Here is a 17,125-nt window from a genome sequence, read left to right as displayed (position 1 = left end):
GCTCTATATAGCCGCCTGATTTTGACGTCAGCAGCCTGTCACCCCGCCTCTCCCCCGCCACAATTACGACGGTCATTAGATTGACGCAGATGCCAGCTCATTTGCCGAAATTAAGCTGATTATCGCGCAACTTTCTCAAATGTCACGGTCATATGTTCGGGCGCTGTGATCTTGACTTTCCCACCCATACACCCCGCAGCCAGGAGTAACACCATGATTTTTAACGTAAAAGACTACGGCGCGCTGGGCGATGGCATCACCGATGACACAGCAGCGATTCAGGCAACAATCGATGCCGCTGCTGCGGCAGGTGGCGGAACCGTCGAGATGTCGGCCGGGACCTATATTGTCTCCGCTGGCGAAGAGCCTTCCGATGGCTGCCTGATGCTCAAAAGCAATGTCACGCTGAGCGGCGCGGGCATGGGTGAGACCGTCATCAAACTCGAGGATGGCTCCGACACCAAGGTGACGGGCATCGTCCGCTCGGCTTACGGCGAAGAAACCCACGATTTCGGCATGAACAACCTGACCCTGGACGGCAACCGTGACGCCACTACCGGCAAGGTAGATGGCTGGTTTAACGGTTACATCCCCGGTTCCGACGGCAAGGATTCCAACGTCACCCTCGACAGTGTCGAGATCGTCGATTGCTCGGGCTACGGCTTCGATCCCCACGAGCAGACCGTCAACATGGTGATCAAGAACAGCGTCTCCCACGGCAATGGGCTGGACGGCTTCGTCGCCGACTTCCTCAGCGACAGCGTGTTCGAAAATAACATCGCCTATAACAACGACCGCCACGGCTTCAACGTGGTGACCAGCACCCATGATTTCACCCTGACCAACAACGTCGCCTACGGCAACGGCAGCACGGGCATCGTGGTCCAGCGCGGCAGCGAGAACATTCCGTCCCCGGCCAACATCACCATCACCGGCGGCGCGGTTTACGGCAATGGCGCCGAAGGCGTACTGATCAAGCTGTCCAGCGAAGTCACGGTCAGCGGCGTGGACATCCATGACAACGCCAGCGCCGGCATTCGCATCTACGGCAGCGCCAATGTCGATGTGGTCGACAACACCCTGACCAACAATTCACTGGGCAATCCAGTGCCGGAAATCATCATTCAGTCCTACGACGACACGCAGGGTGTTTCCGGCAAATATTTCGACGGCAGTGACAACCTGATTCGCGGCAACACCATTACCGGCAGCGACAAATCGACCTACGGCGTGGCCGAGCGCGATGAAAATGGCACCGATGGCAACAGCATCGTCGGCAATACCATCAGCCATACCTCCAAAGGTCTGGTGCTGATTTATGGCGATGGCAGCTACGTCGGCGACGCCCTGCCGGTGGTGGCCGTGCAAGGTACGGCGGGCAACGACACGATCAGCGGCAGCGCCGCCAACGAACTGATTTTCGGCCTGGCCGGCAAGGACTCGCTGAACGGTAATGCTGGCGACGACATTCTGGTCGGCGGCAACGGGGCCGACAAACTGACCGGCGGTGCGGGTGCCGATACCTTCCGCTTCGACGCCGTGACTGACAGCTATCGCACTGCCACGGCCAGCTTCGCCGACCTGATCACCGATTTCGATATCAGCCAGGACAAGATCGACCTGGCGAATCTGGGTTTCAGCGGCCTGGGCAGCGGCACAGCTGGCACGCTGAATATCAGCTACAACGCCTCGCTGGACCGCACTTACGTGAAGTCCCTGACCACCGATGCCGAAGGCAACCGTTTCGAACTGGGCCTGAGCGGTAACCTGCTGGGCAAACTCGACGCCAGCCATTTCATTTTTCAGCGCGTCATCGAAGGCACTGCCGCCAATGACACACTGGTCGGCACCGAGGGCATCGACACCCTGAACGGCAACGGCGGCGCAGACCGAATTGACGGCGGCGCCGGGGCCGACCGTATCAACGGCGGCGCAGATGCTGACACGCTGACCGGTGGCGCGGGCGCTGACACTTTCATCTACAGCAGCCGCATGGACAGCTATCGCAACTACAGCGCCAGCACGTCGAAGCAGAGCGACACCATCACTGACTTTAACGTCAGCGAAGACCGGATCGATCTGTCGGCAATCGGCCTGCGCGGCCTTGGCGATGGCAGTAACAACACTGTTTACCTGTCGCTGAACGCCGACGGCAGCAAAACCTACGTCAAGACCAACGCCATCGACGACACCGGCAATCGCTTCGAGATTGCCCTGCAAGGCAATCTGCTGAGCAGCTTGAGCGCGGACAACTTCATCTTTTCCAGCGCCTCGACCATCAACCAGGCGCCGGTGTTGAACACGCCGCTGCTGGATCAGGCGACCAACACCCAAACCGCGTTTTCCTACACCGTGCAGGCCAACAGCTTTTCCGATCCAGACAAGGACACGCTGACCTACAGCGCCACTCTGGCTGACAACACGGCCCTGCCCGACTGGCTGAAATTCGACAGCAAAACCCTGACTTTCAGCGGCACGCCAAGCGTTGCTTCCGGCACTTATTCGGTGCTGCTGACTGCCAGCGATGCAGCCGGAGCTTCAGTCAGCGATAGCTTCGCCATCACCGTCGGTAACCCGACGCCCGGCGTGATTACCGGCAGCGAAAAAGGCGAGTCGCTTTACGGCACCACCGGCAATGACGTCATGCAAGGCCTCGGCGGCGCGGACACTATACGCGGCGATGCGGGCAACGACCTGATCAACGGCGGCGCAGGTCGCGACGCGTTGTATGGCGGCGCGGGCAACGACACCTTCGTCTACAGCGCAGTCAGCGACAGCTATCGCGACTACGACAGCGGCGGTCTGACGGCGACCGATACGATCTATGACTTCACCCCCGGCGAAGACAAAATTGACGTATCGGCGCTCGGTTTTCTGGGCCTGGGCGATGGTGAAAATCACACGCTGTACATGACGCTCAATGCCGCTGGCGACAAAACCTACATCAAATCCAGCGCGGCCGATGCCGACGGCAATCGCTTTGAGATCGCCCTGAGCGGCAACCTGATCGACAAAATCAGTGATGCCGACTTCGTCTTCGCGCAACGTGAGGCCCAGGAAATTCTCTATCTGCCAACCCTTGGTCAGTCCAACGCGCGTTTGCTGCGCATGACCGAGGATGACGATCAGTCGGGCACGTCGACGCTGGTCAGCGACCTGACCCGCTACACCGATTATGACGTGCGCAGCCAGTTCACCGATGCCGACGGCAATGGCATCGATCTGGCAGTGGGCGGCAGCACCGTGGCGGGTTATTCCACCTCGACGCTGGAAGAGCAGCGCTTGTCCTGGTGGCTGACCGACACCGATCAGCCAGGCCCGGCGCTGTTGCGCGCGGTTGAGTTGCTCAAGACTCAATTGGCGACCCTGACCGCTATCGACAATGTCACCACCGGGATCATTTGGGGCCAGGGCGAAGAAGCCGCCCAGGAAATCGCCCGCGCCACGGACAAGCAAGCCGCCGCCGATCTGTACAAAGCCTCGACGCTGAAAGTGTTCGACTACCTGCATGCGCAGATTGGCGACTTCAACGTTTACCTGATGGAAACCGGCCACTATCAAACTGACGCTGCCGCAGCTCGGGGCTTCTCGGCCGAGAAAATCGCGGGCATCGTCGAAGGCGTCGGCTATGTGCGCGCCGCACAGGAAGCCATGGCCACCGAGCGCAGCGACGTGAAGCTCGCCGTGGACTACACCGACCTGCCGCTGCGCTATGAAGTCGACCCGCTGGTCTACCCCGACGACGTCTGGCACTTGCACGAAGAGTCGGCGGAAATCGTCGGCCAGCGCCTGGCCGACTACATCGCCACCGATCTGGGCTACACCTCCGACAGCAGCGACAACAACAGCGCCGCCGACATTACCGAAGGCACGCAGAACGAAGGCGGCTCGATTTTCGGCACTGCCGATGACGACACCTTGATGGGCAGTCGCGGCAACGACACGCTGGACGGCGACCTGGGTGCCGACGCCATGAGCGGTGGCGATGGTAACGACATTTATGTGGTCGACAACGCGGGCGACAGCGTCACCGAAACCAATACTTCGGCCTCGCAAATTGACATCGTCATGGCGTCAGTGAGCTGGACGCTGGGGGCCAATACCGAAAACCTGACGTTGACCGGCATGTCGGCCATCGACGGCGTCGGCAATGAACTGAGAAACATCATTATCGGCAATGGCGCCAGCAACATTCTGGACGGTCAGGCAGGCGCCGACACCCTCAAGGGCGGCGATGGCTCGGACAGTTACTTCGTCGATGATGCCAATGACAACGTGATCGAAACCAATGCCGACAGCCTCACCGGCGGCGTCGATACCGTGTTCAGCGCGCTGGCGACTTATACGCTGGGCAGCAACGTTGAAAATCTGGCGCTGACTGGCACGGGTGCGGCCAACGGGACCGGCAACGCGCTGGATAACGTGTTGTATGCCAGCGCGGGCGACAACGTGATCGACGGCCGCGCGGGCGTCGATACCGTGTCCTACCTGTTCGCCACGGCGGGCGTGACGGTCAAGTTGTCCACCACAGCGCAACAGGACACTGGCGGTTCAGGCCTGGACACCCTCAAAGGCAACGAAAACCTGACTGGCAGCCGATTTGCCGATTCGCTGACCGGCAGTTCCGGCGACAACCGGCTCTCCGGCGGCGACGGCGATGACACCCTGTCCGGCGGTTCCGGCAACGACGTGCTGATCGGTGGCGCAGGCGCCGATATCATGATTGGGGGCACCGGCGCTGACACCTATGTATTCAACAATGTGTCAGACATGGGCCTGGGTTTGCTGGCGGACATCATTCAGGGCTTCAAGTCCGCCGAGGGCGACAAGCTGGACTTCTCCGGCATTGATGCCCGCCCGGAAACCGCCGCCAACGACGCATTCGTGTTCATCGGCAGCGCTGCGTTCAGTGCCAACAATGTCGGCGAACTGCGCTTCGCCGACGGCGTGCTGTACGGCAACATCGACGCTGACAACGAGGCTGACTTTGCCATCCAGCTGACCGGCGTGCAGACGCTGCACGCGGCCGACATTATTGGCTGAAACAGCCTGCCTACCGCCCGCAATGGGCGGCAGGCAGTCAACCCCCGGCGTTTTCAGCGATGTGAGTTGAACGCATCCACCCGGCTGTTTTCCAGCTTGAACACCACGCGCTGCGGATGGTTGATCGAAACCAGGTATTCCAGCGGTTTAGCCTGGCTGTCGAAAATCACCCCGCGATAGACCAGCGCTGCGGTCCCGGCCGCGACTTCCAGCAAGCGCGCTTCCTGATCGTTCATGCTGGCGATGCTTAACGTGCCTTCATCGCTTTCCACCTCAATCCCGTAACGCTCCAGCAGCAACGCATACAGCGAAGCGCCTGCGGCCAGATCCTGAGCCAGCAGATCCGGGGCGCGTGCCAGCGGGATGTAGCTGGTTTCGATGCAAAACGGCTTCTGATCCACCGTGCGCAAACGCCGGATGGTCAGCAGCCCATCGCCCTCTGCAATGCCCAGCAGTTTGGCAACGCGAACGCTGGCCTGCGCCTGCTCGAAATACAGCAGCTTGCTGCCCGGCCGCGAACCCGACTGCTCGACAACCTGAGTAATGCCCTTGCGCGACAGACTGACCGGCCGCTCGACACCGGGCGCCGTGACAAAGGTGCCGCGATTGCCCCGCCGCTCCAGAATGCCGCGCTCGATAAGCACCTGAATCGCCTTGCGCAGGGTCATGCGACTGATGCCCAGATGTTCGGCCAGATCCCGTTCCGCCGGAATGCGTTCATTGGGGCCGAACTCCGGACGTTCGAGCATTTCCAGCAGCACTTGCACAGCCTGCCACGCCACCTGTTTGCGCTGGGGTATGGGGAAGCTCGTTTCGAGGGTTTTTTCCGACGCCATTTGGTGGTCTACATCCAGAATTTATTTTTGTGGAATTCTCCGCCAGGTTCAACGCGGCGAAACTCCAGTGAATTCGCGGGTTTGCAGTCCTGCCCGTAATTACGAGACGTGAAAGGCCTACCAGATTGGTTTACCCGGTGATTAGACCACGAGCATAAACCCTTGAGATGGTATTTTCCATGGTATAGATTCTGGTCTAACAAAGGATCGACGAAGAGCCTCGATCCTCCTCCCGCTCACCAAGGAGCCAGCATGGCGATCGAGTTCAACCGGGAAGCTTTCGTGGCATCCCTTGCGCAGTCCATCCACATCGTTGACGACGCCCAGCGCTATGGCCGCGAGCTGGCGCCGAAGATTGATCGCATTTATTTCGTCAGCTGTGGCGCGCCCAATCGCATCATGCTCGGCCTGCAATACTGGATCGAACGCTTCAGCCATTCACTGGAAGTGCGCCGATATTTCCCGGCCGACTTCATGGACATCGATCCGCCTCGGCTGGATGAACGCACGCTGGTGATCCTCGCGTCCAAATCCGGCACCACTCAGGAAACCATCGCCGCCGCGCAATTCCTCAAAGACAAACCCTGCATGACCGTCGGCGTGACCCAGACTGCGGAGTTGCCGCTGGCCCAGGCCGTGCAGCATTGCTTCCTGCTCGGGCGTACAGACGAGGCGTACTTCGGCTGCTTCATGATTCTGCAGGCGTTGATCGGCGGGATTCTCGCCGAGCGCGAAGACTGGCCGTTGCTGGACAAACTCACCCGCTCCCTGAAAGCCCTGCCAGCAGCCTTGGCCGACGCCGCCATCAACAATGATCAGCGCGCCACCGAAGAAGCACGTCTCTACAAAGACGACAAGCTCATGTACTTCCTCGCCTCCGGCCCGATGTTCACCACGGCCTATGTGTTCGGCGTCTGCGTGGTCATGGAAAGCCAATGGTTGCACTGCTTGCCGGTTGAGGCTGCGGAGTTTTTCCATGGCCCGTTCGAAGCCATCGACGCGTCGACGCCGCTGCTTCTGTTTGTTGGCGAAGACCCGAGCCGCGCACAGATGAAACGTGTGGTGCGTTTCTGCCAGCGTTACACCGAACGCGTGATGGTCTACGACGCCAAGGATTTCCCTATGCATGGCATTGATCCGGAAATCCGCGCACTGGTCGCGCCTTACATTGTCGGCATCGCGGCAGAACGTATCGCGGCGCATCTGGCGGTCTGGCACCAACAACCACTGACCACGCGCCGCTACATGTGGAAAACGGAGTATTGAGCATGCCGCAACTGATCGCGGTCGGCGACAACACGGTTGACGTGTACCTCCACCGCCAAAAGGAATACCCCGGCGGCAATGCGTTGAACGTTGCCGTGTTCGCCGCCCGCCTCGGCGCCCGCAGCGCTTACCTGGGCTGCGTCGGCGACGACGACCACGGACGCTGGTTGCTGGAAGTGCTCAAGGCCGAGTCGGTGGATGTATCCCGCTGCAGAACACTGCCGGGCGCCAGCGCCTGGGCGTGTGTCGACAGCATGGACGGCGAACGGGTTTTTCTCGGCAGCGACTCCGGGGTTTGTCATCAACTGCACATCGACTCACAAGCCCTGGCCTGCATTGCGGCTTACCCGCTGGCGCACACCAGCCTGTACAGCGGGCTGCAAAACAGCCTCGCGCAGATTCGTCAGGCCAGCGGCGTGCTGTCCTTCGACTTTTCGGACAACTGGGATGAATACGATTGGCGCGCGTTGATCGCCCACGTCGACATCGCGTTCTTTTCTGCCGCCGATCTTGATTCCGAGGCCGCACGCCAGTTGGCCAGTTCTATGTTGGCGCTGGGACCAAAAGTGGTGGTTGTGACCCGTGGCGCGCATGGCGCACTGGCACTGGACGACTACGGCTTTCGCGAACAGGTCAGCCTGCCCTGTGAAGTGGTCGACAGCATGGGCGCGGGCGACGGCTTCATTGCAGCCTTCCTTTTGGCCTGGCAAGGCGGCGCAAGCCTGGCCGAATGTCTGCTGCAAGGCGTCGATTTCGCGGCGCATGTCTGCGCTGGGGAAGGCGGTTTCGGCCATGGCCAGACGCTAGACCCTGTGCGCTGTGAGCAATTGAAACAAGCGTTGAAGGCCCAAGGCTGACAACGGATGTGTGCCCTGGGCATCCGTCCCGGGCCGTTCCATCAACCCTGTCGTGGAAACCTGTCGATGAAAAAATACCTTCTCGGTCTGACCCTGCTGGCCTTTCCCTTCGTGACCTGGGCGGCCAGCACCGACCTGCGCTTTGGCGTCGATCCGACGTACCCGCCGTTCGAATCGAAAAACCCGAACGGCTCGCTGACCGGCTTCGATATTGAACTGGGCGAAAGTATCTGCGCTGAACTGAAGCGCCGCTGCGTCTGGGTCGAAACCAGTTTCGACGGCCTGGTTGCGTCTCTCAAGGGCCGCAAGTTCGACGGCATTCTCTCGGCGTTTTCCATCACCGAGGATCGCAAGAAAGAAGTGGCGTTTTCCGACACGCTTTACGACACCCCGGCGCATCTGGTGGCCGCTCAAGGCAGCGCTTTGACGCCCGCCGCCGAAACCCTCAAGGGCAAACGCATCGGTGTGCAGCAAGGCAGCGTGTTCGAAGTCTACGCACGGAAAATCTGGGGTTCGAAAAACGTTGAAGTCGTGCCCTATCAAAGCAGCGACCTGGCCTATCAGGACTTGATCAATGGCCGTCTGGACGCGGTGTTCGATGACGCCATCGCCGTTTCCGAAGGCATGCTGAAAAAACCCATGGGCAAAGGTTTTGCCTATGCCGGTGACGTGGTGAAGTCCGTTGAAGTGTTCGGCCCCGGCACCGGCGTCGGGCTGCGCAAGAACGATACGGCGCTTAAACAGGACATCGATAAGGCGCTGCAAACGATTCGCCAGAACGGAACCTATCAACGCCTGGCCGACAAATACTTCGACGTGGATATCGCGCCTGAATAACGCTGGATCAGGGCATTGTCGGAGAGCTCTATCGCGAAGAGCTCATCAGGACAAGCTAGCAGAGGCCTGCCGCCAGGCAGACCTCGATTAAGCTCAGACTCCCCAATCTGAGCATTAATCACCGCGCGCAGCGTATCGGGCAGACCACAAACATCTCGGGGCCCACATCTAAAACCTTTAGAAGCACCGACAGAAGAAAGAATTTTCCTACAAAAACCGTCCTCTCGGTCTGACTTTTTACTCCCACAAATATCGCTACCATCGCCGAAGATTTAATTCACCTGACACCGTCAGATACTCCTGATTATTTACGGGATCTATTCGGGGACGTTAAGAGACAACACTTAGAGCCTCAACTACAGCGCTAGTGTGCCGTCTCTGAAATAAGTTTCTAACCTGAGCTATGCTTCTGTGGTCAGTCAGTGCTTGGAGTGATCACATGAACTCTCAGGACATCGTGCTCAGTGAAGACGAACAAATTGAACTGAGTCGGCGCATAAGATCAGCCACGATCAGTCAGCGCGACGGTCGTCGGGCACGGGTGATTTTGCTAGCCGCTCGAGGTTGTTCTCGTAACGAGATTGCCCAGTTGACAGGTCTCTCCGTTGTTTCAGTCACCCGCTGGTGCAAGCGCTTTCAAGAGCTGCGTCTACAAGGCCTAGTGGATCTGCCCGGACGAGGTCGCAAGCCATCCCTATCGGCCGAAGCGTTGAAACGAACACTTGAGCAGGTCACTCAGCCGCGTATCGGTCAGCCTCGCTGGAGCTGTCGAAGCATGGCGCGAGTCGCCGGCATTTCACCGGCCAGCGTCCAGCGCATATGGGCCGCCAACGATATAAAACCGCACCTGACACGTACCTTCAAACTGTCCAAAGATCCAAACTTCGAAGAGAAGTTCTGGGACGTCATCGGGCTGTATCTGGATCCGCCGGATAAGGCATTGGTGCTTTGTTGCGATGAAAAAAGCCAGGTTCAGGCTCTGGAGCGTACCCAGCCTGGACTGCCTTTGGGGATCGGTCATATCCGTACGCAATCGCACGATTATGTCCGCCATGGCACCGTCACCTTGTTCACTGCGCTGGATTATCTTCAGGGGCGCTTGATCAGTTCCATAGAGCGCCAACACCGGCATCAGGAATGGCTGGAGTTTCTCAAGAAGATCAATCGAGAAACGCCCAAACAGCTCCAATTGCATCTGATCGTGGACAACTACGCCACGCATAAACACCCGAAAGTGAAGGCATGGCTTGAGAAGCACAAGCGCTTCCACATGCACTTCACCCCGACCTCCAGCTCGTGGATGAACATGGTTGAGCGCTTCTTTCGCGATATCACGGTGTACCTGCGTGACGGCAGTTTCAGCTCGGTTCGCGAACTGGAAAGCTCGATCACCACGTTCCTAGCACTGCGAAATGCGCAGCCGACTCGCTATGTCTGGAACGCCAAGGGGGAAGATATTTTGAACAAGATACAGCGAGCCCGTGAGGCAATGGCCTCACAGGCATGAGGAGCTTTATTTTTGAGACAGCACACTAGCTCCCTCCTGAGGATGGGAAATGTGCATCGTAGTAGATGCGATTCGCCGTGGCTTTTTTTTGCCCATTAAACGGCGGATGACTGATGTACCCACTTAGCCTCGTCAGCAAGGGATTCGTTAAGCGGCGCAAAGTGAAAGGCCCTTTGCAATAGACAATGGAAAGCAACGGCGATTTAACAGTAATTAGCGAAGTATATCTGTGACCACCTCAATTGCTGCCTCCTCTACCGCTATCCCCACATCCTTGTCGAAGGTCGACGACCCGCGCCACCATGTTTCCATTCTGATGTGCACTTACAACGGCGAACGCTTTATCTCTGACCAGCTGAAATCATTCGAGCGGCAAACGCATGCTAATTGGTCACTCATCGTATCGGACGACGGCTCAGAAGACGCAACCCTTCAGATCCTGGAACAGTTTGGCAAGCGATGGAATAGCCGTCGCCTGAAAATCGTTTCGGGTCCCGGACGAGGCTTCGCGGCAAATTTTCTATCCCTGACCGCCAGAGCAGAAGTAAAGAGCGAGTTCCATGCCTGGTCGGATCAGGACGATATCTGGCACGCGGACAAGCTCACGAGAGCGATAACCTGGCTAAAGACAATTCCCGAACATATCCCGGCACTTTACTGTGCCCGGTGCGAACTTATAGGTGCAACGGGATCCACCATCGGATATTCGCCTTTGTTCCGGCGCCCACCTCGATTCACCAATGCCTTGGTCCAAAGTATCAGCGGCGGCAACACCATGGTATTCAACGAAGCTGCCCGCGCTTTGCTGCAGGAAGCCGGTAGCAACATGAGCGTTCCATCCCACGATTGGTGGGCCTATCAGCTTATTTCTGGTGCTGGAGGCGCGATCCACTACGACCCTGAACCAAGGGTGCAATACCGCCAGCACGATGGAAATATAGTGGGCAGCAACGTCGCCTGGTCCGCACGACTGAAAAGATTACGCATGGTTTTCCAAGGGCGTTTTATCGACTGGAATTCGCAGAACATCCAGGCGCTTGAGGCCATGATTCATCGTCTAAAGCACGAAAACAAAACAATACTCTCCGAGTTCAAGTCTGCACGAAACCAAAGATTATTCACCCGGTTCGCTGGCGTTCGACGGGCGCGTGTGCACCGCCAGACCTTGTGTCAGAACCTTGGGCTGTTCCTCGCAATTCTTTTTAAAAAGATCTGACTCTATGACTATCTTGGTGACCGGCGGCGCTGGATTTATCGGTGCAAATTTCATTTTGGACTGGCTGGAACAATCGGATGAACCCGTCATTAATCTGGACAAGCTTACCTATGCGGGCAACCCGAAGACCCTCGATATTTTAAAGGGCGACGTTCGGCATACTTTTGTTAAGGGAGATATCGGGGACAGTAGTCTGATAACCAGACTACTGACAGCTTCTCAGCCCCGCGCAATTCTGAATTTCGCGGCAGAGTCCCATGTCGACCGATCCATTTCGGGCCCCAAGGATTTTATCGAAACGAATATTGTTGGCACTTTCCATTTGCTGGAAGCTATTCGGGCGTACTGGTCGTCACTCGCTCCAGACGCCAGGGATGAATTTCGCTTTCTGCATGTTTCGACCGACGAAGTGTATGGTTCGCTTTCCCGGAACGAGCCTGCATTCACAGAAAGCCACCAATACGCACCTAATAGTCCGTATTCGGCCAGCAAGGCAGCGAGCGATCATCTGGTCCGCGCCTATCATCATACCTACGGCCTGCCTGTTCTTACCACGAACTGCTCAAACAATTATGGACCTTTCCATTTCCCGGAAAAACTGATCCCGCTGATTATAGTCAACGCGCTTGAGGGCAAGGAACTCCCTATTTATGGAGACGGTCAGCAGATCCGTGATTGGCTCTATGTGAAAGATCACTGTTGCGCAATCCGAAGCGTGCTGGCCGCTGGCAGCCCCGGAGAAACCTATAACATTGGTGGTTGTAACGAAAAGACCAATGTCGAAATCGTGCATTCTGTCTGCCGGTTGCTGGATGAAATGAGCCCACGAGCCGACAGTCAACTTTATAGCGCTCAAATCGTCCATGTGAAAGACCGTCCGGGTCATGACCGCCGCTACGCTATAGATGCTCGCAAAATTGAGCGTCAGCTAGGATGGAAGCCGGCTGAGACCTTTGAATCCGGCATTCGTAAAACCGTCGAGTGGTACCTGAATAACGAAGACTGGGTAAGGGATGTCCAGTCCGGCGCCTACCGGGAATGGGTGAGTCAACAGTATGCCGGCCAGACAGCATGAGGATTCTTCTGCTCGGCAAGAATGGTCAGGTGGGGTGGGAACTGCAACGCAGTCTTGCACCTCTGGGAAACCTGATAGCGCTTGACTCCAGAAGCCTTGATCACTGTGGTGACCTAAGCAACCTCGAAGGACTTCGTTCGACCGTTAGAAGGGTCAAGCCAGACGTCATCGTGAATGCTGCGGCCTACACATCTGTTGATCAGGCTGAAAACGAACCTGATCTGGCGTACCAGATCAACGCTGAAGCTGTGTCCGTGCTGGCGCAAGAAGCGCTAGGTCTTGGCGCCCTGCTAGTCCACTACTCCACCGACTATGTATTCGCCGGAGAGGGTGAGAAAGCCTGGATGGAGCAAGATCCAGTTGCCCCGTTAAATATATATGGCGCCAGCAAGTTAAAAGGCGAGACGGCAATACAGACCAGTGGCTGCAAGCACTTGATTTTTCGCACCAGCTGGGTCTACGCAGCGCGCGGCAATAACTTTGCTAAAACAATTCTGCACCTGGCCAAGACGCGCAAAACCCTAAGTATCGTCGATGATCAAACCGGCGCACCCACGGGCGCCGAGCTGTTAGCGGACGTTACCGCACACGCTATCCGCTCAGTATTCCGGCAACCAGAGCTGGGCGGCCTGTACCACCTCGCAGCCGCTGGCGAGACTTCGTGGTTTGGCTATGCCCGGTTTGTTCTGGAGCAGGCGCAAGCATTTGGAGCAAAACACAATATCGCGGCGAACGAACTAACTGCGGTTTCAACAGCGGCGTATCCAACCCCGGCAGCACGCCCCCGCAACTCAAGGTTGAATACCCAGAAACTGGAAAGCGCGTTCGCCCTGCATTTACCTGACTGGCAAACCGGCTTGGTTCGAATGGTCAAAGAAACCCTTGAGAGAGCACTGTGAACAAACGCAAAGGAATTATTCTTGCTGGCGGCTCCGGCACTCGCCTGCATCCGGCAACGTTGGCAGTCTCGAAACAATTACTGCCTGTCTATGATAAACCCATGATCTATTATCCGTTGACCACGCTGATGTTGGCGGGCATGCGCGATATTCTGATTATATCGACACCACAAGACACACCCCGCTTTGCTCAATTGTTAGGGGATGGAAGTCAATGGGGACTGAATATTTCCTACGCCGTTCAAGCATCTCCGGAGGGCTTGGCACAAGCATTTCTTATTGGCGAAAAATTCATTGGCGACGGCCTGTCAGCATTAGTCCTCGGCGACAACATTTATCATGGCCATAACTTTCACACGTTGCTCCACAGTGCAACATCTCGCCAAGAGGGAGCCAGCGTTTTTGCCTACCACGTGAATGATCCGGAACGCTATGGCGTGGTCGAATTCAACGCCCAAGGCAAAGCCATCGCCCTTGAAGAAAAACCGCTCAATCCAAGTTCCAACTATGCAGTGACAGGCCTGTATTTTTACGACAACCAAGTCATTGATATTGCCAAGAGCATAAAGCCATCCCCCCGAGGCGAGTTGGAGATTACCGACGTTAACCAGATCTATCTGGAACGGGGTGACCTTTCAGTCGAAATCATGGGGCGCGGTTACGCCTGGCTGGACACTGGAACTCAGGATTCACTTCTCGAAGCCGGCAACTTCATAGCCAGCCTCGAACGCCGCCAAGGATTGAAAGTCGCCTGCCCGGAAGAGATCGCCTTCCGGCAAAAGTGGATAAGTGCGGAGCAACTGGAAACCCTCGCCGCTCCCTTATTGAAAAACGGTTATGGCCAATATCTCCAGCTTATTCTTACAGAGACGGTGTACTGATGATTGCAACATCCCTGGCTATTCCTGATGTGTTTCTGATCAAACCCCAAGTCTTCGCGGACGAACGCGGCTTCTTTATGGAAAGTTTCAACAAAGAGCACTTCGAGGCTGCGATTGGTCGCCGGGTCCACTTTGTTCAGGATAATCATTCCCTGTCAGTTAAAAACGTGATCCGCGGCCTGCATTATCAGGTCAAATGCCCCCAAGGCAAACTTGTCCGGGTCGTGTCGGGTGAGGTGTTCGACGTAGCCGTCGATTTACGTAAAACCTCAAACACTTTTGGTCGCTGGGTTGGCGCTTACTTGAGCGCAGAAAACAAACAACAGCTATGGATACCAGAAGGGTTCGCCCATGGTTTCCTGGTCCTTTCTGAAGCTGCAGAATTTGTCTACAAAACCACCGATTACCATTCGCCGAAGCAAGGGCGCAGCTTGCTGTGGAATGACAGTTCGCTAGCCATCGACTGGCCTCTGCAAGGCGAGCCGATCCTGTCAGCCAAAGACGCGGAAGCAAAAACGCTGGGTGCAGCCGAGGTGTACAGTTGATGCACCACTTTTCTGCTACCCCACGCGAAATGATCGCAAGCCTATGGCGCAATAGAAGTCTTGTTCGGGCCTTGATCAAGCGCGAGATACAGGGACGCTATCGGGGCTCCTTGATCGGTGTATTCTGGTCATTCTTGAACCCCCTTCTGATGCTCGCCGTGTATACATTTGTTTTCAGCGTGGTTTTCAATGCGCGCTGGGATACCACCAGCGACTCAAAAACCGAATTTGCGCTGATATTGTTCGCGGGCCTGATTATATTCAACGTCTTTGCTGAGTGCATTAATCGCGCACCGGGGCTAATCCTCAACAATCAAAACTACGTAAAAAAAGTGGTATTTCCGCTTGAGGTTTTGCCTTGGGTGACGCTGGGTGCGGGCCTCTTCCATGGCGCAGTCAGTCTCTCTGTCTGGCTGCTTGCCTACATGGTTTTCTTTGGCACACCTCACATCACCATTCTTTATTTACCCATCGTGATATTACCTCTCGTATTGTTCATCATGGGGCTCAGTTGGATATTAGCATCCCTCGGTGTATACCTGCGTGACGTTGCGCAGTTTGTAGGCATTACGACTACCACGCTTATGTTTATATCACCAATATTCTATCCAGCAACGGCGTTACCCGAAGAATACCGTGCATTGATTTACATGAATCCGCTGACGATAGTTATTGAACAAGCTCGCGACGTTCTTTTCAGAGGCAGCCCACCGGACGTAATAATGTCCAGCGCCTACTTTACTGCAGCAATAATTACCGCATGGTTGGGCTTTATCCTGTTCCAAAAAACACGCAAGGGGTTTGCTGATGTCCTCTGACATTTCAATTAAAGTCGACAAGCTGAGCAAATGTTATCAGATCTATGATCGACCGCAGGATAGATTCAAGCAGTTTTTTGTGCCTCGACTCCAGCGCGCCGTTGGAATAACTCCCAAGCAACGCTATCGCGAGTTTTGGGCACTAGACCGTATTTCCTTTGAGGTAAAAAAAGGTGAGACCGTTGGTATCATTGGCCGCAACGGTAGTGGAAAATCAACACTACTCCAGATGATCTGCGGGACGCTTCACCCTACTGGAGGCAGTGTCCAAACAATCGGCAGAGTGGCCGCTTTGCTCGAACTGGGTTCAGGATTCAATCCAGAGTTCAGTGGTCGTGAAAACATCTACATGAACGGCTCAGTACTGGGTCTAACTAACGCAGAAATTGATGAACGTTTCGATGCAATCGTCGAGTTTGCGGACATAGGAGATTTCGTAGAGCAGCCGGTTAAAACCTACTCCAGCGGAATGATGCTGCGCTTGGCCTTTGCAGTGATTGCCCACGTGGATGCAGATATCCTGATTATCGACGAAGCTTTGGCGGTAGGCGATGCGTTCTTTACTCAGAAGTGCATGCGTTTCCTTCGCAAGTTCATGACCACCGGAACGATCCTTTTCGTGAGTCACGACACCAGTTCAATCAGAAGTTTATGCAACAAAGCAATATGGCTGGAAAAAGGCAAGGTTCTCAAACAAGGCTCCCCAAAAGCCATATGCGATGACTACCTTGAAGCGTTTTACGAGGCTCAGCAGGGAACCGGCACGACTACTCGTATCAAGGTTACCGCTGAGAAATCTTCGGAACCTGGTCAAGATCAACGCCAATCATTTATCAATGCCAGCAACTTGCGCAACGACCTCGAACTGTTCGAATTCAACGCTGACGCCCCCTCCTTTGGTAAAGGCCATGCACAGATCACCGATGTGAATTTTTTAGACACTGAAAATCAACCTCTGTCGTGGGTGGTCGGTGGAGAAATAATAAAGCTGAAAATTGTAGCGGTGACGCATTCAAATCTCCAGTCACCGATTATCGGTTTTCACATCAAGGACAAACTTGGACAAGCACTGTTTGGGGACAACACTTACCTGACGTATGCCCAAATGCCTGTTCCATCTAAACAAGGCAGTAAAATCGTAGCTGAATTTACCTTTGTTATGCCAAGACTAGCCAAAGGTAATTACTCAGTAAGCGTCGCCATCGCGAACGGTACCCAGCAGGATCACATACAACATCACTGGATTCACGACGCCGTTTTCTTCAAATCAGAATCAACCAGTGTTGCTGCGGGCCTGATCGGCATCCCCATGTCAAATATAGAACTCAAATCTCTCAGGTAACTG

General features: G+C 55.9%; 13 protein-coding genes. 12 read left to right on the top strand and 1 reads right to left on the bottom strand.

All coding sequences use genetic code 11. The features are described from left to right. Positions 1-213: 213 nt before the first annotated feature. Positions 214-5,043: a glycosyl hydrolase family 28-related protein gene (locus AABC73_RS03780; protein WP_341522524.1), complete on the top strand. Its 4,830-nt coding sequence runs from the start codon at positions 214-216 to the stop codon at positions 5,041-5,043. Between the two features lie 53 nt (positions 5,044-5,096). Here the strand turns inward: AABC73_RS03780 and AABC73_RS03775 are convergent, their stop codons facing one another. Continuing rightward, a complete protein-coding gene (locus AABC73_RS03775; RefSeq protein ID WP_341522523.1) occupies positions 5,097-5,879 on the bottom strand; it encodes a GntR family transcriptional regulator in 783 nt (260 codons plus the stop codon). Between the two features lie 252 nt (positions 5,880-6,131). On the opposite strand from AABC73_RS03775, the gene AABC73_RS03770 reads away from it, so the two are divergent. The 11 genes from AABC73_RS03770 (at position 6,132) to AABC73_RS03720 (ending at position 17,122) form a co-directional block, all read left to right on the top strand. After that, positions 6,132-7,145: an SIS domain-containing protein gene (locus AABC73_RS03770; protein ID WP_341522522.1), complete on the top strand. Its 1,014-nt coding sequence runs from the start codon at positions 6,132-6,134 to the stop codon at positions 7,143-7,145. Between the two features lie 2 nt (positions 7,146-7,147). Further along, positions 7,148-8,002, top strand: a complete 855-nt coding sequence (locus AABC73_RS03765) for a PfkB family carbohydrate kinase (RefSeq protein ID WP_341522521.1) — start codon at positions 7,148-7,150, stop codon at positions 8,000-8,002. A gap of 66 nt (positions 8,003-8,068) precedes the next feature. Beyond that, entirely contained in the window at positions 8,069-8,839 is a 771-nt protein-coding gene (locus AABC73_RS03760; protein WP_341522520.1) for an ABC transporter substrate-binding protein, read from the top strand. Positions 8,840-9,278: 439 nt separating this feature from the next. After that, positions 9,279-10,346, top strand: coding sequence for an IS630 family transposase (locus AABC73_RS03755; protein WP_034136202.1), 1,068 nt, complete (start codon positions 9,279-9,281; stop codon positions 10,344-10,346). 229 nt (positions 10,347-10,575) lie between these two features. Then, a complete protein-coding gene (locus tag AABC73_RS03750) occupies positions 10,576-11,562 on the top strand; it encodes a glycosyltransferase family 2 protein (protein WP_341522519.1) in 987 nt (328 codons plus the stop codon). 4 nt (positions 11,563-11,566) lie between these two features. Then, positions 11,567-12,637, top strand: coding sequence for a dTDP-glucose 4,6-dehydratase (rfbB, locus tag AABC73_RS03745; RefSeq protein WP_341522518.1), 1,071 nt, complete (start codon positions 11,567-11,569; stop codon positions 12,635-12,637). After that, positions 12,634-13,536 carry a dTDP-4-dehydrorhamnose reductase gene (rfbD, locus tag AABC73_RS03740; protein WP_341522517.1) on the top strand — a complete coding sequence of 301 codons (903 nt, stop codon included), beginning with the start codon at positions 12,634-12,636 and terminating at the stop codon, positions 13,534-13,536. Before rfbB ends, rfbD begins: the two co-directional genes overlap by 4 nt. Then, positions 13,533-14,417: a glucose-1-phosphate thymidylyltransferase RfbA gene (gene rfbA, locus AABC73_RS03735; protein WP_341522516.1), complete on the top strand. Its 885-nt coding sequence runs from the start codon at positions 13,533-13,535 to the stop codon at positions 14,415-14,417. Before rfbD ends, rfbA begins: the two co-directional genes overlap by 4 nt. Then, the gene (rfbC, locus tag AABC73_RS03730; RefSeq protein WP_341522515.1) at positions 14,417-14,962 is read left to right on the top strand and encodes a dTDP-4-dehydrorhamnose 3,5-epimerase; all 546 of its coding nucleotides are present in this window, start codon (positions 14,417-14,419) and stop codon (positions 14,960-14,962) included. The genes rfbA and rfbC overlap by 1 nt, the downstream gene beginning before the upstream one ends. Then, positions 14,962-15,780: an ABC transporter permease gene (locus AABC73_RS03725; RefSeq protein WP_341522514.1), complete on the top strand. Its 819-nt coding sequence runs from the start codon at positions 14,962-14,964 to the stop codon at positions 15,778-15,780. The genes rfbC and AABC73_RS03725 overlap by 1 nt, the downstream gene beginning before the upstream one ends. Next, on the top strand, positions 15,770-17,122 hold the full coding sequence (locus tag AABC73_RS03720) for an ABC transporter ATP-binding protein (protein ID WP_341522513.1): 1,353 nt from the start codon (positions 15,770-15,772) through the stop codon (positions 17,120-17,122). Before AABC73_RS03725 ends, AABC73_RS03720 begins: the two co-directional genes overlap by 11 nt. Positions 17,123-17,125: the final 3 nt, after the last annotated feature.

The sequence above is a fragment of the Pseudomonas sp. G.S.17 genome (assembly GCF_038096165.1).
In the GTDB taxonomy this organism is placed as follows: domain Bacteria; phylum Pseudomonadota; class Gammaproteobacteria; order Pseudomonadales; family Pseudomonadaceae; genus Aquipseudomonas.
This window is presented reverse-complemented; position numbering and strand designations above follow the sequence as displayed.